General features: G+C 61.0%; 26 protein-coding genes. 7 read left to right on the plus strand and 19 right to left on the minus strand.

Going from position 1 to position 22,540, the window contains the following annotated elements; all coding sequences use genetic code 11:
- The first annotated feature begins 89 nt into the window (after positions 1-89).
- Genes J2S32_RS08615 through J2S32_RS08630 form a run of 4 tightly spaced genes read left to right on the plus strand, consistent with a single transcriptional unit; the run spans position 90 to position 4,333 of the window.
- Positions 90-1,904, plus strand: a complete 1,815-nt coding sequence (locus tag J2S32_RS08615) for an SMP-30/gluconolactonase/LRE family protein (protein ID WP_253520287.1) — start codon at positions 90-92, stop codon at positions 1,902-1,904.
- Between the two features lies 1 nt (position 1,905).
- The gene (locus J2S32_RS08620; RefSeq protein WP_050600387.1) at positions 1,906-2,673 is read left to right on the plus strand and encodes an SDR family NAD(P)-dependent oxidoreductase; all 768 of its coding nucleotides are present in this window, start codon (positions 1,906-1,908) and stop codon (positions 2,671-2,673) included.
- Between the two features lie 32 nt (positions 2,674-2,705).
- Positions 2,706-3,089 (plus strand): nuclear transport factor 2 family protein, encoded by a 384-nt coding sequence (locus J2S32_RS08625; RefSeq protein WP_253520288.1) that lies wholly within the window; start codon positions 2,706-2,708, stop codon positions 3,087-3,089.
- The gene (locus J2S32_RS08630; protein ID WP_253520289.1) at positions 3,086-4,333 is read left to right on the plus strand and encodes a DUF418 domain-containing protein; all 1,248 of its coding nucleotides are present in this window, start codon (positions 3,086-3,088) and stop codon (positions 4,331-4,333) included. Before J2S32_RS08625 ends, J2S32_RS08630 begins: the two co-directional genes overlap by 4 nt.
- A 306-nt stretch (positions 4,334-4,639) precedes the next feature.
- On the opposite strand, the gene J2S32_RS08635 is transcribed toward J2S32_RS08630, so the two are convergent.
- From J2S32_RS08635 to J2S32_RS08645, 3 genes are all read right to left on the minus strand, one after another.
- Positions 4,640-5,563 (minus strand): HEPN domain-containing protein, encoded by a 924-nt coding sequence (locus tag J2S32_RS08635; protein WP_050600390.1) that lies wholly within the window; start codon positions 5,561-5,563, stop codon positions 4,640-4,642.
- 173 nt (positions 5,564-5,736) lie between these two features.
- Entirely contained in the window at positions 5,737-6,177 is a 441-nt protein-coding gene (locus J2S32_RS08640; RefSeq protein WP_050600391.1) for a hypothetical protein, read from the minus strand.
- A complete protein-coding gene (locus J2S32_RS08645; protein WP_253520290.1) occupies positions 6,174-8,165 on the minus strand; it encodes a conjugal transfer protein TraG in 1,992 nt (663 codons plus the stop codon). Before J2S32_RS08645 ends, J2S32_RS08640 begins: the two co-directional genes overlap by 4 nt.
- A 228-nt stretch (positions 8,166-8,393) precedes the next feature.
- Here J2S32_RS08645 and J2S32_RS08650 point away from each other — a divergent pair, with 228 nt between their 5' ends.
- Entirely contained in the window at positions 8,394-9,311 is a 918-nt protein-coding gene (locus J2S32_RS08650; RefSeq protein WP_320181093.1) for a DMT family transporter, read from the plus strand.
- A gap of 55 nt (positions 9,312-9,366) precedes the next feature.
- Here J2S32_RS08650 and J2S32_RS08655 read toward each other — a convergent pair whose 3' ends face one another.
- From J2S32_RS08655 to J2S32_RS08725, 14 genes are all read right to left on the minus strand, one after another.
- Entirely contained in the window at positions 9,367-10,095 is a 729-nt protein-coding gene (locus tag J2S32_RS08655; protein WP_198143449.1) for an RES family NAD+ phosphorylase, read from the minus strand.
- Entirely contained in the window at positions 10,070-10,501 is a 432-nt protein-coding gene (locus tag J2S32_RS08660; RefSeq protein ID WP_050600394.1) for an antitoxin Xre-like helix-turn-helix domain-containing protein, read from the minus strand. Before J2S32_RS08660 ends, J2S32_RS08655 begins: the two co-directional genes overlap by 26 nt.
- Positions 10,502-10,573: 72 nt before the next feature.
- Positions 10,574-12,319: a relaxase/mobilization nuclease domain-containing protein gene (locus J2S32_RS08665; RefSeq protein WP_253520291.1), complete on the minus strand. Its 1,746-nt coding sequence runs from the start codon at positions 12,317-12,319 to the stop codon at positions 10,574-10,576.
- 240 nt (positions 12,320-12,559) lie between these two features.
- A complete protein-coding gene (locus J2S32_RS08670; RefSeq protein WP_437181920.1) occupies positions 12,560-13,117 on the minus strand; it encodes a lytic transglycosylase domain-containing protein in 558 nt (185 codons plus the stop codon).
- Between the two features lie 126 nt (positions 13,118-13,243).
- Positions 13,244-13,576 carry a DUF736 domain-containing protein gene (locus J2S32_RS08675; protein WP_253520292.1) on the minus strand — a complete coding sequence of 111 codons (333 nt, stop codon included), beginning with the start codon at positions 13,574-13,576 and terminating at the stop codon, positions 13,244-13,246.
- Positions 13,573-14,154: a S26 family signal peptidase gene (locus tag J2S32_RS08680; protein ID WP_253520293.1), complete on the minus strand. Its 582-nt coding sequence runs from the start codon at positions 14,152-14,154 to the stop codon at positions 13,573-13,575. Before J2S32_RS08680 ends, J2S32_RS08675 begins: the two co-directional genes overlap by 4 nt.
- On the minus strand, positions 14,151-14,690 hold the full coding sequence (locus tag J2S32_RS15710; RefSeq protein ID WP_437181935.1) for a DUF2840 domain-containing protein: 540 nt from the start codon (positions 14,688-14,690) through the stop codon (positions 14,151-14,153). Before J2S32_RS15710 ends, J2S32_RS08680 begins: the two co-directional genes overlap by 4 nt.
- A gap of 143 nt (positions 14,691-14,833) precedes the next feature.
- On the minus strand, positions 14,834-15,703 hold the full coding sequence (locus J2S32_RS08690) for a replication initiator protein A (protein WP_253520295.1): 870 nt from the start codon (positions 15,701-15,703) through the stop codon (positions 14,834-14,836).
- A 23-nt stretch (positions 15,704-15,726) separates the two neighbouring features.
- Positions 15,727-15,999 carry a helix-turn-helix transcriptional regulator gene (locus tag J2S32_RS08695; protein ID WP_063510871.1) on the minus strand — a complete coding sequence of 91 codons (273 nt, stop codon included), beginning with the start codon at positions 15,997-15,999 and terminating at the stop codon, positions 15,727-15,729.
- A 489-nt stretch (positions 16,000-16,488) separates the two neighbouring features.
- Positions 16,489-16,707 carry a hypothetical protein gene (locus J2S32_RS08700; protein ID WP_253520296.1) on the minus strand — a complete coding sequence of 73 codons (219 nt, stop codon included), beginning with the start codon at positions 16,705-16,707 and terminating at the stop codon, positions 16,489-16,491.
- A 309-nt stretch (positions 16,708-17,016) separates the two neighbouring features.
- The gene (locus J2S32_RS08705) at positions 17,017-17,427 is read right to left on the minus strand and encodes a single-stranded DNA-binding protein (protein ID WP_253520298.1); all 411 of its coding nucleotides are present in this window, start codon (positions 17,425-17,427) and stop codon (positions 17,017-17,019) included.
- A 535-nt stretch (positions 17,428-17,962) separates the two neighbouring features.
- Positions 17,963-18,145, minus strand: a complete 183-nt coding sequence (locus J2S32_RS08715; RefSeq protein ID WP_253520300.1) for a hypothetical protein — start codon at positions 18,143-18,145, stop codon at positions 17,963-17,965.
- A gap of 753 nt (positions 18,146-18,898) precedes the next feature.
- Positions 18,899-19,555 carry a DUF2231 domain-containing protein gene (locus J2S32_RS08720; RefSeq protein ID WP_253520302.1) on the minus strand — a complete coding sequence of 219 codons (657 nt, stop codon included), beginning with the start codon at positions 19,553-19,555 and terminating at the stop codon, positions 18,899-18,901.
- A gap of 215 nt (positions 19,556-19,770) precedes the next feature.
- Positions 19,771-20,160, minus strand: a complete 390-nt coding sequence (locus J2S32_RS08725; RefSeq protein ID WP_253520304.1) for a hypothetical protein — start codon at positions 20,158-20,160, stop codon at positions 19,771-19,773.
- A gap of 229 nt (positions 20,161-20,389) precedes the next feature.
- Between J2S32_RS08725 and J2S32_RS08730 the strand changes: the two genes are divergently transcribed.
- Entirely contained in the window at positions 20,390-20,677 is a 288-nt protein-coding gene (locus J2S32_RS08730; RefSeq protein ID WP_063510859.1) for a hypothetical protein, read from the plus strand.
- A gap of 123 nt (positions 20,678-20,800) precedes the next feature.
- The gene (locus J2S32_RS08735) at positions 20,801-21,202 is read left to right on the plus strand and encodes a hypothetical protein (protein WP_253520306.1); all 402 of its coding nucleotides are present in this window, start codon (positions 20,801-20,803) and stop codon (positions 21,200-21,202) included.
- 13 nt (positions 21,203-21,215) lie between these two features.
- Here the strand turns inward: J2S32_RS08735 and J2S32_RS08740 are convergent, their stop codons facing one another.
- Together J2S32_RS08740 and J2S32_RS08745 are read right to left on the minus strand one after the other, a co-directional pair.
- On the minus strand, positions 21,216-21,950 hold the full coding sequence (locus tag J2S32_RS08740) for a PepSY domain-containing protein (RefSeq protein WP_253520309.1): 735 nt from the start codon (positions 21,948-21,950) through the stop codon (positions 21,216-21,218).
- 23 nt (positions 21,951-21,973) lie between these two features.
- Positions 21,974-22,537, minus strand: a complete 564-nt coding sequence (locus tag J2S32_RS08745; protein WP_253520311.1) for a YybH family protein — start codon at positions 22,535-22,537, stop codon at positions 21,974-21,976.
- Between the last annotated feature and the right edge of the window lie 3 nt (positions 22,538-22,540).

Consider the following 22,540-nt stretch of genomic DNA (forward strand, 5'->3'; position numbering starts at 1 on the left):
CGATCAAGCACTGGAGGAAGTCGATGTCTAAGTATCGGAAGAACGCATTTGTCCGATCTAAGTCTTTGGGCGCGCTTCTAGCAGCCACGATGCTAGCCTCTCCGTCAGGAGCGCAAGAGAGCGATGTCGCTACGACCACCGGCGGGGGCGATGCGAATATCGGCTACGTGACGGGCGATCCCGATACTTGGCCAGCGGAACTCGAGGCTACGGTAGCAGCCGCCGAGAATCACAAGATCCTGCTCGAGAACGATCAGGTTCGCGTTCTGGAAGTGACGCTGGCACCGGGTGAAGTAGAGCCCTTGCATTTCCACCGCTGGCCCAGCGTGTTGTATCTCCAGCAGGCCGGCGACTGGATCGACCGCGATGCCGAGGGCAACGTGATTTTCGATTCACGCAAAGTGCCACCAATGCCCTTTCCGGTGACGCTTTGGAAGGGGCCTGAAGCGCCGCATTCTCCCGTCAACCTGAGCGACGACGTGACGGTCCGTCTCATCCGGGTCGAGATCAAGCCGCAAGAGGCGTGGGCTCCTGGCGGGCCAAGCGATGAATACTCGTTTTTTCCGGCCGACCGCTCGCTCACCCACGCCGAAGACGGGGTCGTCCTCCCCGACGGCAGGTTGTTGGTCGGGTATTGGGATCACGGTCTCGTTACCCTGTCTGCCGACGGCACCAAGACGCCGTTCGGCGATTTCGCGCGAGCGGGCTTCAGGTCGAAGCCGGACCCCATGTGGAACAGCCCGAACGGCGTATCCTGGGAGCCGGACGGTCGCCACGTGCTGGTCGCCGACATAACCGGCGGACACATTTACCGCGTCGATACCGAGACCGAAGCGGTAACGCGGATTTACGATCACCCCTACGGGGTAAACGCCGTCGTGCGCGACCCGACCGGCGCGATCTGGTTCACGCAGTCGACCGAGAACGCAGAAGGCGAAGGCAGCGAAGCGCGGATGTTCGCTGCGGCCGACAAGCCGCTTGGCGACGGGGCTGTTTTCCGGATCGCGCCCGAACAGGTTGGCAAGCCCGAGCCAGTTGCCATCAAGGTGGCCGACGGGCTCGACTTCGCCAATGGTATCGCCTTCGACGGGGCGCGGGCGCGACTATATGTCGCCGAAATCGTGCGGAGCCGCATTCTCAGCTTTGCGGTGGATCAGGCGACGGGCGAATTGAGCGACCGCCGCGTCCTCGCGACCCTTCCCACGCCCGATAATATCGAGCTGGATCGCGATGGCATGCTGTGGGTCGCCAGCCCCTTCGCGAACACCGTTTACGTGGTCGATCCCGATACCGGCGATCGCCGTACGGTGTTCAATCCTGCGCCCGAGACAAGCGCTCGCATCGTCACCGAGACTTATCGACGGTTCGATGCTGGCGAACCGATCCTTTCACTCCTGACACCGGAGATGTGGGGCCCGATGCCCGGCCTGCTTACCGGGATCATCCTCGCACCGGATGGGACGGTTTACGTCTCGAACCTCGGCGATGCGCTGGTGAAGCTCGAACGAGCCGATACGGCCCAAGTCGATCCCTCTCTGGCCAGCGTGCTGACCAACCGGACCGAGGTTGTTCTTGAGGCGATCAAGTCAGGAAACACCGAGCCGATCCTCTCGCTTTACACCGACGATGCCCTCTATTCGCCGTCGGGGGATATGCTGCTGAGCGACCGGACGGCACTCGCTGCCTTCTGGGAAGGCGTTGCCGCAAGCGAGGCCGCCGATGCGACGCTCGAAGTCGTCTCGATCGAGCGCCTCGGGCCAAATGCGTTCACCGAATTGCAGAAATACGAAGTGTTCGACGCCCAGGGCGGCTCACTCTTCGGTGGTTATGCCTTGCTGCTGTGGGTTCGCGAGGATGGCCACTGGCGGATGGCTGCGGATGTCTCGAACGAAGGGAGGCCCTGAGATGGCCGCTTTCGAGGGAAAGGTCGCCATTGTCACCGGTGCAAGCAGCGGGATCGGCAAGGCAACGGCGCTGATTCTGGCCGAGCGCGGAGCCACGGTCGTGGTCGCGGCGCGCCGCACGGAGGTGCTCGACGAACTGGTCGCGCAGATCGAACAGGCGGGAGGCAAGGCAAGCGCTGTCGTCACCGATGTCGCACAGGCCAGCGACGTCGAAGCGATGGTGGCGCATGCGGTAGACACGCATGGACGGCTCGATCTTGCCGTCAACAACGCGGGCATCGGTGCCGAGGTCTATCCGCTGATCGACACGCCAGACGATTACTGGGACCGCGTGATGGCGGTAAACCTTCGCGGCAATTTCCTGTGTCTCAAGCATGAAGCGCGCGCTATGCTGGCGGCGGGCAATGGCGGATCGATCGTCAATATCGGATCGGTCAACACGTTCCTGGGTTGCCCCGGAGCCAGCACATACACCGCGTCCAAGGCCGGCCAGTTGGGGCTGACGACCTCCGCCTCCGCAGAGCTGGCCGAACACGGCATACGCGTGAATCTGCTGTGCCCCGGCGTCATTCACACGCCGCTGCACGAACAGATCAAGGGCAATCTCGGCGCCGAAGCCTTCGATGGCATTCGTCAGCGCAAACATATGCGGCGCTTCGGGGAGCCAGAGGAAATAGCGCGCTGCATCGCCTTCCTCTGCTCCGAAGATGCCAGCTTCGTGACCGGCACTACACTGACACCCGACGGCGGCTTCCACCTATCTTTGTAAGGAGCACACCATGACCAAGGGCACTGGAGATCGTGCAGCAATTCTATGCTGCCGTCGGCACTGGCGACAAGGACACAGCTGCATCGCTGATGGCCGATGACGTCCGCTGGATGGAGGCGGAGAACTTCCCGCTGGCGGACCGCAATCCCTATGTCGGCGCGCAGGCCGTGCTCGAAGGCGTCTTCGCGCGGTTGGGCGACGTGCTGGACGATTTCGGCGTCGAGCCGGGACGTTTCATCGCGGACGAGACCAGCGTCGTGATGGAAGGCCGTTACACCGGCACCGGGAAGGCGACCGGGCAGCCCTGCAACCCGCAGGTTGTCCATGTCTGGACTGTCGAGGATGGCAAGATCGCTACCTTCCAGCAGCATATTGATACACTCGCTGTCGCGCGGGCCACCGGCAAAGCGCCATGAGCGAGGCGGTCGCCCCGATTACTGCGAAAGACAGGGTCGGGGAGCTCGACGTGCTGCGAGGCTTCGCCTTGCTCGGAGTAATGACGATCAACCTGTGGGAATTTGGCGGCGAGAGCGTCACCATCACCGCCGATCAACTTGCCGCATTACCCAACGCCGCGCTCAACAGCTCGATCGAATTCTGGCTGCGCCTGTTCGTTTCCGACAAGGCCAACACCCTGTTCGCCTGCCTGTTCGGCATGGGGTTCTGGATTCAAATGGAGCGCCTGAAAGCACGCGGCGCACCGTTCCGCTCGATCTACTTCCGGCGTGCCGGCATCCTCCTGATCTTCGGCTGGCTGCACTTCTTTCTGCTGTTTTCCTGGGATGTCCTGCATGTCTACGGGATCGCCGCTTTCATCCTGCTGTTCAGTCGCAAGCTGTCAGCGCGCACGATGCTGGTCGTCGGAGGGGCGCTGCTCCTGTTTGCCAAGCCTCTGATCTCCGGTGTTTTCGAGTGGTCCGGCGTTTCGGTCACGCTCGATGCGATCACTTCCGCCGATAGCGAAGTCTTGGCCCGCCAGGCCGCAGCGCAGTCAGGCGATTTTGTCACCTTCATGGGCTTGATGGCGGAAAACAACTGGCTCGGCTGGATCATGAACGGCGGCCCCGTTGCCTGGATCGCATACGCTACCGGGAGGTTTTATATCGGCGCGTGGATCGCGCGAAAGGGGTGGATCCAAAACGCCTCGACGAATCTCGCGCCGTTCCGCCGGGTATTGTGGCCCACCCTGGTGCTTGGCCTTGCGCTGGAAGCGACCCATCTCCTTACCGAGAATGCCGAGCCGGGCACCACGCTCTCGGCGATCAGCGCATGGGGCGGCATTCTTCACGCCTTGGCGACGCCGCTGATTGCAATCGGCTACGGCTGCGCGCTCATTCTCCTTTTCAATGGCCGGTCCGCCAAGTGGCTTGTCGCCCCGTTCGGAGCGGTGGGGCGGATGGCGCTGACCAACTATGTGCTTCAGAGCATTGCGATTGTCCTGATCCTCACCGGGGTCGGGCCTGGACTCGCCTTGGCTGGCAAGGCCGGCATCGCCACCTTCCTGCCACTGGTGGCGATTTTCTACGGGGCGCAAGTTCTGATCAGCAATTTCTGGCTCAAGCGCTTCTCTTACGGCCCGCTCGAATGGGTCTGGCGCGCGCTAACCTATGGTGAGCGGCCCGCGATGCGGCGATCGACCTCCGCCATGATCGCGCAATAGCCAGCGCCCCGCTTTCTGCCAGTCCACGTGCCCCGCCCATCTCGCTCTCATCGAGATGTGAGAGCGTTTCTCCTGTGAAGAGGAGAACGGCAAACCAAGCCGCTGCTGCGAACATGAGGGATCCGCCACGTGCCGGACGGGCACCTGGGGTGTTTGTCGTTCCGGCAAATCGCCCCATCGCATCCGAGCAAATATGACGATCGAAACGACCGCTTTGGTCCTTTTAAGTGCAGCCACGAATGACCGAGATTAGGGCGCAAAACAGTCATAGTGTGAAGTGTAATCGGGCCCGCTGGCAAGCCACGGTCAAGCGACTGCTTCACTCTTGAGCTTCTCAAGCCTTACCGAGCATATATCATGGACAACGCGGCCGAGCTCCTCGACCTGCTCTCCGAGCCATTCGAGTTCCTCCTTGGTGATGCGGTAGTGCTGTGAGTAGCGGGCCTTCACGTAGGCTTCTTTGAGCTTTTCAAAGCGCGCCCGATCGCGGCGCGTATCGCGTGGCCAGACATAGGTGAGGCGTGGATCAATCCTCTCCGCTTGGGTGCGCAGAAAACCGAGGTTGTGCACGTGCGGCGTGTAGAAGGTGCAGACCAAAAGCACGCAGTGATAGAGGAATTCGGCGGATTGATGCATGTCAAACGCTGCCGGTTTTAGAAACCCTCGCTCTCGACCCACCTTTGATAGCTCGTATCGCTGCATCGCGGTTGGAAACCACTCGTCGAAATACTCCTGCGCCATCGCGAGTGCCTGCTCGGGCGTTTTGGGCTTAGGCTTATGCAGTTCGGTGTCGTCTGCCTGGTAGAGCGCCACCCCGTCTTTCGCGACATCCATGAAGAAGTAGCGCCCGTGCGCGAGGCCGTCGTTCACTTCCTGCAATGTGTGGACGATAAAATTCACCGGCGTGTTGAGGGTCTTGGTGACGCCGTATTCGCGCATCAGCCGGTCATCGAGCTTGGACCAGTACTTGATGCGGTCAACCAGACGCTTGTCATTGACGATAACAAGCAGATCATAGTCAGACTGGTAGCCCTTTGCAGTATGGGGTTCATCGACCCATGTTCCGCGTGCATAGCTGCCGTACAGAATGACCTTGAGGATGCGCCCGGCCTTCTTCCAGTCGTGCCTCGCCAGCGCGAAGGCGTCATCGAATTCTTCGAAGATAAGCTGCACCACGCGCTCAAGCTCGCGCTGTTTTTGCGGTGGCAGATGATCGAGTTCGGTGCGCATTACACAACCTCTAGCAAGCAGTTGGAATAGTTGCACCTATAGACTGGCGCGTCGGCAATTCGCCCTGCTCCAGAGCGCATCTCTCCTCCTTCCCAACTGAAGCATTTGACCAAGGTCTGCGCGTCTTTGCGCGCGAAGTTGCCGTGAAGACACCGAGGCGCGCTTCCAATGGCCTATTGGCCATTTTCCGCCTCATCATGTTGTGGCTCCCGACGAATAAGCTCGTCGGACAGGTGCTTTCCCGTTTCCATTCTGCGGGCCAGCGCCTCGACGAGATGACTGAAGCGTTTCTCGGCGTCGGCCCGCGCAGCAGCAGAGGCACCGGCACCAAGCGCGGGCGTGACTTCGAGCCAGCGCCGCAGGTAAAGAGCAAACGCCTCATTTCCGACCTCGACGTGATAGTCGAGCTTGTCGATCTGCCGCGAAATCCGGTCCAACCGCCGGCTGAATGCCGCCTCGAGTCTCTCCGAACCATCGGGCGACAAGAACGAAGCGATCGCGGCTTCGACCACCGAAGCCTGCGATACACGCTTGCGTCCAGCGAAGTCGGCCAGTTGCCGCGAGAGAGCGGGCGGCAGGCGAAAAGTGTGCTTGATGCGGTTGCCCTTGCTCACAATTCGATCCCGTCATCGGGATCAAGCGCCGCCCGCTGTGCATTGGCGCGCATCTGGTCGGCGATCCGGCGGTTTCTGCTCGCCTCTTCGTCATCGCGCCGATCGTCGAACTCGAATTCATTGCGCGGTGGCGATGGCGCGGGCGCAATATCTTCGTGCTGGGGCAGTTCAGGCTCGCGCCGGACACCGCCATCGGCAACTGTGTCGCGATCTTCCAGCTCAGCGGCATCCGACGCCACAAGCGGGCACTTGAGTGCGCGCGCAATCACCCCTTCCCATTCTCCGGCGTCGGGCTCACTGCACGATTGTTCGGCCACCGGCGGCGGCTCGACCCGCTTCGCCAATCTGGGATCGGCATAATAGCGCGCTTTCTTCGCCCGGATCGGATGCGCGCCTGCAAGCATCACAATCTCATCGGTATCGGGCAGCTGCATGATCTCGCCCTGGGTGAGCAAGGCCCGGGCGGTTTCGCTGCGCGAGACCATCAGATGACCAAGCCATGGCGAGAGCCGGTGCCCAGCGTAATTCTTCATCGCGCGCAGTTCGGTCGCGGTGCCAAGCGATTCAGAAATGCGCTTCGCCGTGCGCTCGTCATTGGTCGCAAAGCAGACCCGGACATGACAATTATCGAGGATCGCGTTGTTCTGACCGTAAGCCTTCTCGATCTGGTTGAGCGATTGCGCGATCAGGAATGCCTTGATGCCGTAGCCTGCCATGAAGGCAAGCGCGCTTTCGAAAAAGTCGAGACGACCGAGCGCCGGAAATTCGTCAAGCATCAGCAGCAATCGGCGTCGATCCGATCCTTCGTTCAGGTCTTCGGTCAGGCGGCGGCCCAGCTGGTTGAGAATGAGCCGGATAAGCGGCTTGGTGCGGCTGATGTCGGACGGCGGCACGACGAGATAGAGTGTGACGGGGCGCGCCGGATCGACGAGATCGGCGATCCGCCAGTCGCATTGCCGCGTGACTTTGGCGATCACCGGATCGCGGTAGAGACCAAGGAAAGACATCGCGGTTGAGAGGACGCCCGAACGCTCATTCTCCGACTTGTTAAGCAGTTCGCGTGCGGCGCTCGCCACAACCGGGTGGACGCCTTCCGCTCCCAGATGCTGCGTTGCCATCATTGCGGTGAGCGTCGTCTCGATCGAGCGTTTCGGGTCGGACAGGAACGACGCCACTCCGGCCAGGGTCTTGTCAGGCTCGGCATAAAGAACATGGAGGATCGCTCCGACCAGCAAGGCATGGCTTGTCTTTTCCCAATGGTTGCGGCGTTCGAGTGAGCCTTCGGGATCGACCAGCACGTCGGCGATGTTCTGGACGTCGCGCACTTCGTTAATTCCCCGGCGCACCTCCATCAGCGGATTGTACGGCGCAGAGGCTTCATTGGTCGGATCGAACAGCAGGACCCGACTGAAACGCGAACGGAAGCCTGCGGTGAGATCCCAGTTTTCGCCTTTGATGTCGTGAACGATGGCCGAATGCGGCCAGGTCAGCAGCGTCGGGACAACGAGGCCGACACCTTTGCCGCTGCGCGTCGGGGCGAAACACAGCACATGCTCGGGTCCGTCATGCCGTAAATAGAGATTGGCATGGCGACCGATCACTGCGCCTTTGCCGCCGAGTAGCCCTTCGCGGGCGATCTCGGAGCGGGTTGCCCAGCGCGCGGAGCCATAGGTCGCGCTGGTCCGGGCCTCGCGGGCACGCCAGACCGACATGGCGATTGCCACAACCACCGCAATCAGACCGCCCGATGCGGCGATCATCCCGCCGGTTTCGAATATTCGCGGAGCATAGGCCTCGAAGCTGAACCACCACCAGAAGATCGAATATGGCGGATAGACCGGCTGACCAAACGCGGTGAACCATGCTGGACCGAGCTCTTGCTGGTAGCCGAGCGTTGCAGCAGTCCATTGGGTGGCCGCCCAGACTCCTGCAAGCGCCAGCGCAAATACGGCCAGGATCTGGCCCCACAGGATCTTGGTTGCCGACACAGTCGCCTCCTTTCGCTCAATAACAGGAGGCAGTTGTAACGCCGGTATCAAGTTCGAATGCGTGTGATCGGGGTCCAGCGTAGCCAAAGAAGCAGGAGGCGGGGTCGTGGCAAGACGGATCAATCCAGCGCGGCTGGCACGGAACCCGCTTGCTGGACCCTGTGCCGGATAAGACAACAAGGCTATGATTTGCGAACGAAACCCGACATGTTAAGTCGTTCCAGTATCATGGTATCCGAGAGACCAACGACCACTCCTGCGATTGTCGTGCAGCTTTTGCTAGGCATGGCACTCTTTGGCAGTGCAACGCCGCTCAGCAAGTTAATCGGGCAGCAGTTCTCGGTCTTCACAGCGTCATGCATGCGCATGCTGATCGCTTGTCTGGTCCTTGCTCCATTCACATGGTTGCTGACGAAAAGGTTTGCTCGTGCGAAGCGGTCGGACTGGTTGGTGATTGTCGCGATCTCATTATTCGGGATGGTCGGTTTCACCGCAGCCATGCTTTTTGGCATGCGTCTCACCACAGGCGTGATCGGCTCCACGATCATGAGCGCGACACCGGCAGTGACTGCCGCCGCGGCCGTAGTTTTCTTCGGTGCCGCAATGAACTGGCGCACATCAGGAGCATTGGCCCTTGCGATCGCGGGGATCGTAATGATCAATCTGCTGCGAACCGGGGGAAGCGGAGCCACCGAAGCGCCGATCCTTGGCGCAGCGCTTGTCGCAATGGCTGTGTGCTTCGAGGCAGCCTACACCCTGCTTGCGCGCAAACTGTCCGACGGGATCAGCTCACTGGAAGCCACTCTGGCAGCATCGCTCATTGCCGCTTTGCTCTTCGTTGCTCTGGCTTTTGTTTTCGACTCTCGACCGTTTGATTTTTCCGGCATAGGTCGGGATGGTTATTTTGCGCTGGCCTTTTGGGGTGCGGCCACAGGAGGGCTCGCTCCTGTTCTATGGTATAATGGTGCCCGCAAAGCGCCAGGAGCACTCACGGCAGGTGCGATGGCAGTCATGCCCCTTAGCGCGCTTGTCCTATCTTACGTCCTACTTGGCGAATCCTTTCGCTGGTCTCACCTTTTGGGCTTCGGGTTGGTTTTCGCAGGGCTTGTCCTGATGATAGTCGAGCATGCGAAATCGGCGGATTAATGAGAATGAGATGTTCGTCCCACCCAACCCCTGAGACAGAATGAGCGTCTAGAACCTACGCGGCCTCCCATGTAAATTCAGGACTACCCGACCAGGTCAGACGGTACATGGCGCCCTGAGTCACCGACTGAACGACATTGGGCCATAGCGCCGCGATGCAAATCCCTTCCGGATGGCGAACCGAGGGATAGATGATGCCGTTGTGACCCTCGGCACGAGCCTGCGCCGCCAGCGCGTTGCCGACCGGATAACCCTTTTCAGCATTTGGATGGAGGCCGGGATGATCGGACGTGCCGCGCAGGTCGACAAAGATGCCGGACATACTTGCAATCATCTCGCCATATTCCACCACGGCATTGAAATCGGCTGCATCCGCCAACGCCTGAGTCAGGTGATGTCCGACCTCGGCGAGGCAGGTTTCGACCGCCAGGGCCGCGTACCAAGCCCCACGATCCGCGGGGTTAAATCGCCCCGGCTCGCGTGGTTTGGCGTAAGCGAAACTCGCATTGATGAACTTGGCATGCGGCACGCCGTGCACCAATTCTTCGGCGCTAAGGCCGCCATGGCCGCGCTCCTCGGCTATCAGGCGCGAGCTAGTCGCCCCTTCGATCTCCGCAAGCAGCGTAAGTTCATCGTCATCGTCAGTGAGCGGCGCCATCGCCGCGTCGCGCAGGCGCGCACTCGAAACCAGCCGAATGGTGCGCTCGAACGCTTCTCGTTTGGTAGCCAGATCGGCCGACGGCGGTTCGGGATCGCTCTCAGAGCCCGCCACGAAGCGCGTCAATATACTGGCGGGTTTCGAGCATACGCGGGATACCGCCTTCGATCATTGCCTGGACTGGCGAAAGCCGGTCGAACACAGGTGCCGTATTGACGAGCCTGGGCCAGCGGTCGGCCATGTCGTCGGCAAACAGCAGATGCAGCCCCTTGAACAAGCCGATCAACGCCGAAGCGCGCGTCAACTGGTCCTGGCTAAGCGCGCCTTCCCAAGTTCCGGCCTTCATCCGGTCCCAGGTACTTTCAGAGACACCGAGCAGCGCAGCGCCCTCGGCATTACTGCCACCCCAAGCGTCGACAAGTCGCAGAACGGCTTTGACTGCCGCGCCCGTCAGGCGGTCACGATCATCACTGGCCGCGAAGGTCTGAATGCCTCGCGGTGCTTCGGCTTGCTCTAATGCTATACTTGCCATATCGCATCTCCTGACGCTTGTTTACGCATCACATGGTGTTTCGTCAAGGACAGATTTGTCTGCACAGCCCCGTCAGACAGAAGGCCCCCGTGAGCGCGTGAAGCTCCAGTCAACACTGCCGCGCTCGTTGACCCTGCCTGCGACCGTCTGGCCCAGATGGCGCTCCAGATCCTGCCGCCAGGGGACGAGTTGGAAACCCACACCGTTGTCGATCATCGCGAACCGGCCCGAAGCGAGTGTGACGCGTTCCCGATACACGCCTGCGACATGATCCCCGGAAGTCGCGCTCTGCATGGTGCTTCCGTGACGCGAGGCGAGCGCATCGCTCGCATTGGCCAGGTCCCGGTCACGCAAAGTGCCAAGCAGATTGCGAGCATAGACGATCTTTTGCCCCTGACGCTTGGCTAAGCCTTGCTCCAGGAGGACATCGGCCCGTTTAGCCAATGCCTCGCGTACCTCCGACCCGAACCCGCCTGCCACGGTTTTGAGGCGGGGCGATACGAGTTGCCGATCAAGCCAGGTCGCACCGCCTGCACCGATCTGTCTTTCGAGAGTGAAGTCGGAGCGAACAAGCAGGCTCATCTGCTGCCGGCCTTTCCGATCGGTCCATGCGCTCGTCTCCACGATGGCACCTGGCGCGGCATCACCTGTCCGCTCGAGGTCGGGAAAACGCAGGTGATGAATGCGCCCATCGGCCCCGTCGACGATGGCAAAGGCCTTGCCAGTAAGCTCGTCATGCAGCCCGCGCTCGACGAGCCTGCCAATCACACGCTCACCGTTCGCTTCGTCATGCAAAGCCAGCCGCGCCGGGTCCGCATCAAAGCCTTTGCCGGTCATGGCCCGGTGCATCGTTTTGATGATGTCGCCGCGTTCTCCAAGTGCCCGAAGCGTGGGCTCGATATCGGATGCCAGCGTCCAGCTTGCTGGTCCCACCTGCTCAGCCAGTCCCATGCGTTCGAGCACCTGGGCGCGACCAATCAAGATCGAGCGATCCCTACGTGCGTCCGAACCGGCTTCGGGCCGCAGATCGATCTCGCCAAACGCGCCGCGTTGCTTGTGCAGGCGGCGATCGAGACTGGTCCAGCGTTCAGCGTCAACCTCGCGCGCCAGAGCATTGAGGATATCACGTTCGCTGCGCGGTCCCAGCTCGATGGTCACGCGTTCCTCGGCGCGGGCGCGCATCCCCTCGCTGATATAGGCGCGGTCGATCACAAGGTCCTCGCCGCCTGTCGCGACGCCGCGAACCAGCACATGGATATGCGGATTGTCGGTGTTCCAGTGATCGACGGCCACCCAGTCAAGGCTGGTGTCGAGATCGCTGGCCATGTCGGTCATCAATTCACGCGTGAAGGCGCGCAGGTCGCCCATATCGTTCGCATCCTCAGGCGAGACGATGAAGCGGAAGTGGTGCCGGTCGTCCTCGCAGCGCTCGGCAAAGCTGTCCCCATCGGCCTCGTCGGACGTGGCATCGAACATCCGGCCATGCGATCCGTCGCGCGTCGCTCCCTCGCGCTGAATATAGTTGATATGACGCGCGAGCGGCGCGGACCTGGTCTGGGATTGCCATTGGCGAACAACGCGGGCCTTGATCAGGACACGCCGCCCAAATGCGCCTCTGCTGCGCGTCAGCGCAGCGAGCTTACCGCGTCCATAATGTCCCGTGCCGCGACCGCCTGCGCCGCTTGCCTTGGACCGTGTGTATCCAGCCTTGTGAGAGACCTGAGCTACCCGGCCGAGCAGCGTCTTGGCCTTTCTGTAGGAGCGAGCGCCGCTGTCGCGCGAACGCCCGGGCTCGATATTGAAATCATCGTCAGCCATGCCGCGCAACAAGAGGCGATGGCGCCTTCGCCTTTGAAAAAACACAGAAAATCAGCAGTAGCGACGGCACTGTAGTCGTCCAGACGGCGCTAATTGCCCTGGAAAACCAACCACATGCAGCCCGGGCGACGGCGCTGCTTTTATCTTGCCATCCTCCCTTACCCTTTCTGACCAGCCCGCCACTCGTCCGCAGGTCTTCGCTAGCGGACGACGCGAGACGCAAGGATGCGCGCCTGGCTGTCATTGGTCGGCGACCGTGGAGACGGGCGCGAAAAGATCGTGCGCGGGCTGTACAGGGCGGGCAAAAACCTCGCCCGAAGCCTTCGGGAGACCTAGATCGCCGGGTGCATAATCCGAAGTGGAAACAGGTTCATCGGGCGCGCCCGGAGCGCCCGTAGGGTGCGAGCCCGCCGCGACAAAAATGCGCCCGGGCTGCAGCAGGGGTGCAATCTTCGCGACATAGCGGCGGGTTTCGAGAGGGAGCGAACGCCGTCCGGCAAGCCATGACTCGTAGCGTCCAGGCCCCGCATTATAAGCTGCAAGGAAGCCAGCTACGCCGTAGCGGTCATACATTTCGCGCAAGTACGATGTGCCCGCGAGGATATTGTCGCGCGGGTCAAAAGGATCGCTTCCGAGCGAGTACCGGCCGCGCTGGCGCGCCCAGGTGCCGGGCATGAGCTGCATCAATCCCATCGCGCCTGCCGACGACACTGCGCGCGTCCGGCCCGCACTTTCAATGCGGATCACGGCATAGATCCAGTGCTCGGGAATGCCGAAGCGCTGCGAGGCCTCGCGCACATGTGCTGCAAAATCGATCGAAGCTGCGTGCGTCTGCGCTGCGCGAGATTGCCCGCTCGCTTTCAGCGGATACGCAAGCGCCAATGCGGCGAGAAGAGCGGTTAGCGCGATACCAGGGCGCACCGTTCAAGCCTTTCTGGCGCGCCGCGCAGGGCGCGACCACGTCAGTACATGAGAGCCGTCATCGGATGCGAACAGATTGGCGCGTACCGGCCGGGCGAACGCCGGATCGTCGATCAGCACCGCGATATAGTCGCCGGCCTTGTCGCCGACGCGCTTCCAGCCCGCACCAACTTCGTAGGCGGCGTCGTTGTCACCCCCCATGATCCGGTAGTCCGGCGCATTTTCGGTTTCGGACGGTTCCGCAGGAACGAGGGCGAGCCTTGTATCGAGTGTGAGCGTGTGCAAATGCCCCTCGAAGCCATCGCGGGTCGCTGTGAATGTGCCGATATAAGTCATTGATCGTCTCCTTGGTTGTTGATTGAGGTTGCAGTATTGCTTGGCTGCGCGAACCAGATATGCGCGCCATCACCGTGCTCGTCGGTCCAGACAGGACTGGCGAGGCCAAGCACGCGGTCGCGCGCGATGGGTCCGAAATAGCGCCCGTCGAAGCTGCCTGACGCGCGCCGGTTCATGACGAATATCTCGCCTGCGACGATGGTCCGGCAGCCTTGCCAGACCGGCAGAGCGCGCCCGATACTGTCAGCTGCGCGCGCCACACCGGCGCGCGCACCATTGATGGTGATGGTCAGACCCTGCCTGCAGACAGTGTCGCCGGGACGCGCCGCGACTTCCTTTAGCAGCGGAATTCCCGTCGGCAGATAACCGCGTGTCGCAAGGTAATCGCGCAGCCGAGGCGGCGGATCGATCGCCACGCGCTCGCCAACCTGCAGACCGGTCGTACCGCCGATATGATACAGCCCCGTCGGCACACTGGCGGTCGCGTTCCAGATCAGAATGCGCGAGAGGGGCAGCGCGGCGCTGACCAAAGCGGCGGCACAGACCGTGCCCGCCATAATGAGAGTGCGGCGCTTCATGGCCGAAGATTCCGGTAGCGCAGCCAGACGCGGTGCCGGTCTGGATGATAGGCGCGCGCCTGCATTCCAGCTGCAAGGCGGTTGTCCATGTGCCGCCAGTGGTCGGGCGCGACATCGCACGGATCGGTGCCGCCTGCCTCGATTGCATCGATCAGGCCAAGGACCTGGCGCACCTTTGGCCAGCCCCGGACCGAGAGCAGTATCTCTGCGCCCGGATCGACTTGCGGAAGCGTGGAATAGGTGTCGCCAGCTGCGACCGCGCGCGCAATTGCGAGAGCCGAACGGATGGTGCCATATTCGTTGGACGCCCAGCGCACGAAAGCGAAGAGCTGCCCCGGCTTATAGCTTTCAACCCGTGTCCTGCGATCGATGACGCGCTGACCGACCGGCTTGCCGAAACGGAGCCAGTCTTCGCGCAGGCCTTCCTGCCACACCAGTGTGACATGGGTCAGCGGCGGATCGCCGTCACAACGCCCGGCGCCGCTGCGCGGCGGTGCCAGTCGACCGACCGTGCACAGGCGCGGCGACGTTAGCAGGAATCGATTAGATTCCTTGTTAGGATAGTTAAGGGGCTCGCAAGGCCAGCATTTCTGCGGGTTTGCGCAGCGTTTCGGTTCCCGATAGTCCGAACTTGCGGTTCCTGATAGTCCGTGCGCGGGGGTTCCTGATAGTCCGAACATCACACCGACTTGTCCACAGGAGGCATGCCGATGCGCCGCCGGGCGACATCGAAGGGATCGACAGGAATTGCCACGAAGCTGAGCCGCTCGCGGCCCAGCTGGTGGTCGAGCGAGAGGGTGTAGCCCGGGAGCGGTTGGCGCTGGACGATTGCGCGCATCTCGAAAGCGAACCGCTTGAGCGGTGAAAGCGCACCAGATTTGAGGTGAAGATGGGCAATGTCGAAGCTCCATCCGCCCTTTTGTTTGCCGCCATGCTTGCGCACGATCCGGTATAGCCAGCGCTCCAGGCCCCCGGTCAGCGTGAAATAGGCCGGGTCGATCGTGAGTACGAGCGCGCGGTCGATTACCGCTTCATAGAGCCAGTCCGGCACGATCATCTCGATGCCGAGCGCGCGGCCATTGCCATCGAGGCATTCGCGCCATTCGTTGATCCAGGAAAAGCGGTGGCGACGGCGTGCGCCCAACTGGCGGATCGATGTCGCGATGCTGGTTGATTGCAGCCTGTCGAGCGCGGCTTTCAGTCGCTCATAGGCGGCCTTGCCGGTACCGCGGCGGGTAAAGGCGAGGATTTCATGCGGGGTGGCGGCAATGAGTCGCGACGTCGGCTTTCCGGCATCGCGCGCTTCGACGATCTGGCTGGCCACCCAGATCAGCACATCGGCATCCCATATCGTTGCCATGCCATGTTCGGCAGTTGCCTCGACAAGAATTGAGATGTCGCCCATGCGAAAGTCGATGGGCTTCACCCGTTTCGATTTGGCGAGGCTGAAAAAGGGCCATGCCATCAGGTCCTGCGCATCACGCGCCGCGATTGCTGCGCTGGTTCCGACGAACAGATCGAGCTGCTGTGCTGCGCTGGCAAAGGTCATGTGGGCCGTCATTGGATAAAACTTCAGCGCCGAACCGGGCCGGTGTAGCCGTCAATCCTTTTGGCGGGATGGACCACGCCCTTGCCCGGATCGCTGGTCGAGCGGCGCACCCCTTGTTCGGCCCAGGCATCGAGATCCTCGCGCCGGTAGACGATCCGCCCGCCGAGCTTGTGGTAAACGGGACCGGTCCCGTAGCAGCGGTGTTTTTCCAGCGTACGCGGCGATAGGCCCAGATGCACGGCGGCATCGGGCGTTCGCAGAAAACGGGGGCGAACTGGTTCTGGAACGGCGGTCATGGGTAATCTCCGCAACACATGGGATGGATGGTGCGGCGAGTTGCCGCTTGTTGCAGAGAGGGATGGCGGGCAATTGGTCCCACGGGGGAGCGACGGAACTACGCGAGAACAATTGTCGCCCGTACCTTGCTGCCCTGCCGCCAAATATGGGTCGCTGGCCGTGCGGACCCACGAAAGTCCATCGCCCACCCGATCTTGAGCGATGCCCAGCAAAAATTCCGCACCGCGAACAAGACGGCGGCAAAGGATCGCGTGCGGAGCCAGGGACCGGGACTTGTCGGTCCCGCCAGCTTCGCGCCGGTCCGACCCGCTGCCGGTTCGCAGTGCGCGCGGGGCCCAAAACGAAAACGCCGCGCCCTCAGGAGCGGTGCCGAAGGCAGCGCGGAACAGAGCGCGTCCCCAGCCCCGCTCCGCTTTTCACAGCCATCCCTCATGCATGCGGACACGCAAAGAGGCAGGAACCGGAGAAGGCTCCTGCCCAATCGCGCGTCAGAACTCGAGCATCGCACCGGGCACAGTATGCACTATGCGGTTTGCCAGATGCGGCGGCAGCGCATTGTAGTCGCCCTCATCGAAGGCGAAGTGACCAAGGTCGTCATCCTCGACGACATGCTGGTCAAAGAAGCTGTGCAAAGCACGCCGTTCAGCAACAGCCAGAGCTTCGAAATAGCTGTGCGAGCTCGATACAGATTGAGTGAGTGTAGCCATGATGTCCTCCTGATGTCTGCCTTGAAACGGCAGGAGGACCGGCAGACGGGCGTGCAGGTGCCGGGTCACAGGATCGCCCGTACGGGCGACCACGAAGTGGCGTTGGGGGAAACGATTTTGTCGAACTGCAGCGCAGCGAACGGAGGCAAAATGGTGGGGCCCCGCCGTCCTTGATGCGGTGGCTGCACGCCCGTCATGCTCAGATTTCCGTGGGTCAGCCCCTCCCCGCTCTTACGCTCCTGAACAACACAAGAAGGGGCCCTGTCCGGTGAGGACAGGACCCCTTCGGGAGAGATCGACTGGGAGAGTTCAGTCGATTTCGGGAGCGTCGCGATTATCGCTCTCGCCGCCAGATTCACCGCTCTGATTGTTGCCACGCGAGAGAAAGTCGACCTTGTCGGCGAGAATCTCGCAGCCGTACCGCTTCACGCCGTCCTGATCGTCCCACTGGGTGTAGTGCAGGCGGCCCTGTACCGACACCAGCTGGCCTTTCGAGCAATACTGGCCGACAGTCTTGGCGAGGCCGTTGAAACAGGTCACGCGGTGAAATTCGCTGTCCTTGGCGGTGTAGCCGTTTTCATCCTTGTAGGTCTTGCCGTCCTTGTCGCGTGCGGGGCGATCGGTAACGACGGTGATCCCGGTGACGCTGGTTCCGCTCTTGGTTTCCCGTGTTTCGGGATCGCGGGCAATGCGGCCGGTGAGGATAACGATATTGGTCATGATAAATTCTCCTTCAGCTCTCAACCCGGAAACCATTTCCGGCTTGCGAACGTCGATGAGAAACAGGGCATGGGAGGACTGCACCGCAGGCGCGCAGCGCCAAGGGAAACCCGTTTACGCCGGGTGGTGCGGGCAGCCCGCGCAGCGGGCAACACGGCCGGAAAGAAAATGGGTTGCCGGGCTCAGCTGACCTGGTTCAGACAGGTTCGCATGAAAAGCCGGACTGGGTTCGGAGTGGGCATGAAGGCAGCGCCATGGTCCAACGCTTTATTCGCAGGCCGCGGTGCCTCCGGTTGCAGCAAGAAGGTCCATGAAATTGCGGGTAGCGCCGCAATCATCAGGATCCTCGAACTCAGCTCAAGGTCAGAGGCAGACCCAAGCCTAGGAGGCAACCGCTACCAAGCGAAGCGCTTCACCCGGTCTTGCTCAAAGCCGAAATTGACCCGGCAGCGCTCGATACCCAAGGCAATCATCTCGGGGCTAACCGGCGACACATCGGTTGCAAGGACATGACGTAAAAGGAAATCACTGCGAGTTACGGTGACAAGCTAGCCTTTTTCATTTCTGCGCCATCAGGCGTTACGTTGCTTGCATCAGAGCGTTCGGTACTATCGCGTTTGTCACATGCAGCTCCCACAGCTTCTTGCGGTCCACAGGGCAGCGCGCCGCCTTCTTCTTCCCATCGCAAAAGGTCTCTATCCTTCTTCTCGATCACCATATGGAATTCTCCAAATTGAAGCGGCGACGCAGCAGTCAATCATCGTATCAATCAGAGGCCCAGCGTCTACAGAACCGTTAGTATCACAGCGCCGATAGCACTGTTCCGGTCGCCTGTTCGGGACAGGGATGGCACTTGCACGACACAATATTCATTTCAGGTCGCGGCTCTCCTGAAAATTGCCTTGCGCAGAAGAAACCTCGCGCATGAGCGTGTCATACGCGGGGTTTCAAAGCGGCCCCATTGCACCTGCGACCCGCAGGGCTCCGGGGGGACGTCGGGACCGCCTGTTCGGTGAGCGATGTAAAAGACGCTCGATGTTCTTTCCCGCTCGCGTCACATGTCTTTCATGTCGTGATCCGGCATCGTCCGCATATCGTGACCTGCATGCGGGTCGGCGGGCTCGGCTGTCGGCGTGACCGCGCTGGCATCTGCCGGTAAAATTGGCGTCACTGGTGCCGCGCGCGAGTTGCCGGAGCGCGGCCTGGTTGAGGCCTCGCCCATGCTCTCAGGGGAAGTTCCTGCGGTCACTGACTGCGTCTCGCGGTTAGCATCCGAGGAATTTTCGGAACCCTCAACACCGGGGGAAGCTGTGGCAGCCGATGGCACAGTTCCGATGGTAATTGGCGTCTGCGCGTCAGGTGCCGAAACCCGCGATTCGTCACACCCGGCGAGGAAAAACAGAGCACCCACGACTGGAGCGAGACCGGCGGCTGTCATCTTCGATTTGCTTTTGCGCATCATACGATTCCCTTACAGCCAGGAAATGCCGAGATGGTTCTGGCCATGCGCCAGTTCGCCGCCCAGGAATCCTTGGGCGAGAATGAGCACAGCCATCGAAACAAGCGCAATGCGCAGCATCGTCCGGCTCTCCGGGCGGCGGTGCGCTAGTGCGGCGAGTACAACACCCAGAACAGCAATCAGCATGCCGTTCCAGCGGTGAATCTGCATAGCCGTATCCCCGCCAAACCACAGGCCGGTATGTATCCACCCGAATATGGCTGCAATGACGGCGCCGCCCGCCCCGCCATAAATGAGCACGCGTACGGCGGGCTCCAAGCCGGCTTCTCTACGCTTACCGACGAAGAGCTCGGTCAGCGCTGCCATCAGAAACAGGGCAATCGGGAAATGTATCGTGGCGGGATGCAATCTCTTGAGCACACCGACGATGCCTTCCTCGTTCACATCGGCGGCCTCACCCGATGCTTCGTCGTGCCCGCCGGAAGCATGAGCGTCGCCCGAAGCTCCATTCGATAATTCCTGGGCTTCACCAAAGTTGTCTGCTGGACTGCCTGTCGCAGGCGCAGCTGCGCTCTCGGCCCCGCCATGCGCTTCGTCACCATGCGCGTGGACCGGGCTGACCCAAAGAAGACTTGCACAAACAAGCGCCAACAGTTGGAATGGTTTCAAAATGACAGGTGCCCTTTCATGGCGGCTTACCGCTGCCCATGCAGATTGTTACGCATCTGGAGCTCTCACCCCTCAGAACAATTTATGAAGGGTGGGCTAGCGCAGGATTCATTCGAAATTTGTGGGGTCGGGCAATTTAACGTCTGCCCGAATTGCGACCCATTGCAGCGAGCGGAGCCCGGGGGAGCGTCAGCACCGACCCGGGTCGCCGGTTCCTAGTCTTGCTGCGCCATATCCTGCTGCGCAGCCATCTGCTCCATCATATCGTGCATCATCGTCATGCGCTGGTGACAGGCCGCCATCATGCCGGCGTTGTCCCCTTGCATCATGCCCGCCATGTGCTCCTGCATCTTTTCGCGGTGCTCGGCCATCAGCCTTTGGCGTTCGGCAGGATCGCTCGCCGCGCGGGCCTGCTGCATCAGTGCGCGCATTTCAGCCATCTTCTCACGATGGGCCGTCATGGCCTCGGAATCCTGCATCATGTGGCCACTGTGATCCTGCTGCTGTGCTGCAGCTTGATTTGCATGGTCATGCTGCTGCTGTGCCATCACCGGGGAGGCTGTCAGGCCGGTGGCGAGCAATAGGGCTAGGGCTGTGCGTTTCATCGTCGAGTTCCCTTCTGTAACTGTGTGGTGGATGCCTTGTGCATTCATCACCTTTACGCAGCGAACGTCGCTGCCCCTCAAACAATCACGCAAAAGATGGTGGCGGCGAAGGGCAGGCCAACAGCCGAGCCGGTTGCAGCAGTACTGATTTTCAGCCACGTTTCCGGCATAAGCCCAGAGAAAAGAAAGAGACTGTCATGGTATCAGAAAAGCCGCCAGGAATGCTGCAATGAGCACGGTCAACGATGATGGCAGCTGGCAAGTCCCGGAACCCGACCACGCCGAACTGGTGCAGATGCGCATTCGGCTCATAACGCTCGAAAACATCGTTCTTGGCCTGCTGTCCGGAGCGAGCAGTGAGCAGATCGAACAGATCAGAAAGCGCGCGGACATGATTGAACCGCGCCCCGAGGCGAGCAGGCACCCCCTCACCGAACTGGCAGCCAATGACATGCGCAAATTTCTTGACCGTGCTGCTCGGCTTGCCGACAACGCGGATCATGGAGAGGCGGAGTAATCCGGCAATGCAAACGCGATCGAGGACCGAAAATGCAGGCCGGGCGCGGCTTCGTGATGCACATATCTGCGGTATCCTGGCAACGTGACCAGAACCCATTGGCTAATCTATATTTGCGGCAGCTTGATCGCGTTCGTCTGGGAAATCTACCAGATGCCGTTTTTCGTTTCCGGCAATCTCGAACCCTATGAACAGACCATTCGCTGCGGCATTGCGAGCTTGGGCGATGGACTTATCCTGCTCGCAGCCTACTCGCTCGCAGCCATCAACGGCGAGCGCGCTTGGTTTCGCCAAGGCGCCAAGATATCTTATGCAATATACTTCGGTTTCGGTCTTGTCGTTGCGATCGCTGTCGAAATCATCGCGACGTCGCTACCGTCAGACAGCCTGCTGAGCTGGCGCTATAGCGCTCTGATGCCTCGTGATCCATTGACCGGCATGGCTCTGATCCCGATCGCGATGTGGACGATCGTTCCTGCGCTGACGATCCTTCTGGTTCGGTTTGCTCAAACCGAGCGCAACTGAACTGAAAGCAGTCTCAACGAGCGACTTGGCCACGTCTCGCCCGACGCTTCATCCTCGGGAACCTGTTGGCCAGCAAGACGAAGCCTGAGATCGCGATAATTGTCCCGCCGATGCCGAACAGCAAAAGCCACCAACTGTTGATGCGGTCGCGCTGCGTCCAGTCCATGATGTGCAGCCCCCAGATGAAATCGAAGAACCGCCACGTGTCGCTTCGCGCGGAGAGGACCGCACCGCTCGATGCATCGACATAGACGCGCGTGTTAGCCTCGTCATTATAGGTGATTTGCCATGCAGGAAACGGGCCCCTGAATTCGGTGCCAACGCTTTCGTCGACCAGGCGCGCCGCATGGATGGATGTTTGCGGACCGACCCAGGCGCGCCGCGCAATTGAACGTGCCGTGGCTGCGGGAATCGGAGATAATATCCAACCGCTTTGTGGCTCATGCAAGCTCACTGCGCCATCGGCTCGCCGCACCTCAGTAACAGTCTTGCCATCAAGAACCCGGGTCGTGATTGCGGTAATGTCATCGCTGTCGGACAGCCATCGCGGGATGGCGGCATCGTCGGGAAGCGTTTGCGCTGCACGCGAGATGACGTGCTCGGATCGTACTTCCTCCAGATCGAGAAAGGACATCAGAGCTCCGGTGGCCATCCACAGAAGCACCTGGAGGCCGACGAAGATCGCCAGCCATTTGTGCAGCTTGCTGCCCAGGATATGCAGGCGCAGCTTGAACGAGCGTTTCGCCACCCGGTTGCCCCCTCGCACTCCGATCAGCGGTTGCGCGGCGCGCGCGACGAAGAATGGTATTGCACGATCTTCCAGCCATCGGCGTCATGGGTAAGTACGGATGTTGCCACGCCCTCGCGCTCGATAACCCGTCCATCCGTCAGTTCGATCCGGTAGGTGTACGTTTCGCGCCCGTAAGCGAGATGTCCCATGCGGGTGACCGCGACGGTCGGATCACCGAAGGTGAAACTTGTAATCGCATCCAGTTCTGGTCCCAGGTGATGCTCCATGTAATGCGTGAAGCTGCCTTCGTCCTTGCCGTTCTCGTAAACGAATGATTCGTCGGCAAAAAGGGCATCCATTGCGTCAGCGTCGCGGGCAACCAATGCCTCACGGTAGGCGATCAGAGCCGCTTCTGCACCGGCGACATCGTCGTTCATGGCCGCCATGTGATCGGCATGGTTCATGCCTTGTGCCGAATGGTCCATCTCCATCGCTTCAGTTTGTTCCTGATGCGCCGAATGATCCATGGTCTGCGCCATCGCCGGTACTGCGGAAACTGCAAGGGCCGAAGCCATCAAACCTTGAATGATCATCGAATTCTTCATTAG

Source organism: Qipengyuania citrea (genome assembly GCF_024171405.1).
Classification (GTDB): Bacteria; Pseudomonadota; Alphaproteobacteria; order Sphingomonadales; family Sphingomonadaceae; genus Qipengyuania; species Qipengyuania profunda.

Coding starts and splice junctions, on each gene's coding strand:
- J2S32_RS08745 (WP_253520311.1), bottom strand. CDS start 22,537: ATGAAGAATTCGATGATCATTCAAGGTTTGATGGCTTCGGCCCTTGCA.
- J2S32_RS08650 (WP_320181093.1), top strand. CDS start 8,394: ATGGTATCCGAGAGACCAACGACCACTCCTGCGATTGTCGTGCAGCTT.
- J2S32_RS08630 (WP_253520289.1), top strand. CDS start 3,086: ATGAGCGAGGCGGTCGCCCCGATTACTGCGAAAGACAGGGTCGGGGAG.
- J2S32_RS08680 (WP_253520293.1), bottom strand. CDS start 14,154: ATGAAGCGCCGCACTCTCATTATGGCGGGCACGGTCTGTGCCGCCGCT.
- J2S32_RS08705 (WP_253520298.1), bottom strand. CDS start 17,427: ATGACCAATATCGTTATCCTCACCGGCCGCATTGCCCGCGATCCCGAA.
- J2S32_RS08635 (WP_050600390.1), bottom strand. CDS start 5,563: ATGCGCACCGAACTCGATCATCTGCCACCGCAAAAACAGCGCGAGCTT.
- J2S32_RS08675 (WP_253520292.1), bottom strand. CDS start 13,576: ATGACTTATATCGGCACATTCACAGCGACCCGCGATGGCTTCGAGGGG.
- J2S32_RS08725 (WP_253520304.1), bottom strand. CDS start 20,160: ATGAAACGCACAGCCCTAGCCCTATTGCTCGCCACCGGCCTGACAGCC.
- J2S32_RS08695 (WP_063510871.1), bottom strand. CDS start 15,999: ATGACCGCCGTTCCAGAACCAGTTCGCCCCCGTTTTCTGCGAACGCCC.
- J2S32_RS08700 (WP_253520296.1), bottom strand. CDS start 16,707: ATGGCTACACTCACTCAATCTGTATCGAGCTCGCACAGCTATTTCGAA.
- J2S32_RS08730 (WP_063510859.1), top strand. CDS start 20,390: ATGAGCACGGTCAACGATGATGGCAGCTGGCAAGTCCCGGAACCCGAC.
- J2S32_RS08620 (WP_050600387.1), top strand. CDS start 1,906: ATGGCCGCTTTCGAGGGAAAGGTCGCCATTGTCACCGGTGCAAGCAGC.
- J2S32_RS08615 (WP_253520287.1), top strand. CDS start 90: ATGCTAGCCTCTCCGTCAGGAGCGCAAGAGAGCGATGTCGCTACGACC.
- J2S32_RS08690 (WP_253520295.1), bottom strand. CDS start 15,703: ATGACCTTTGCCAGCGCAGCACAGCAGCTCGATCTGTTCGTCGGAACC.
- J2S32_RS08660 (WP_050600394.1), bottom strand. CDS start 10,501: ATGGCAAGTATAGCATTAGAGCAAGCCGAAGCACCGCGAGGCATTCAG.
- J2S32_RS08665 (WP_253520291.1), bottom strand. CDS start 12,319: ATGGCTGACGATGATTTCAATATCGAGCCCGGGCGTTCGCGCGACAGC.
- J2S32_RS08715 (WP_253520300.1), bottom strand. CDS start 18,145: ATGGTGATCGAGAAGAAGGATAGAGACCTTTTGCGATGGGAAGAAGAA.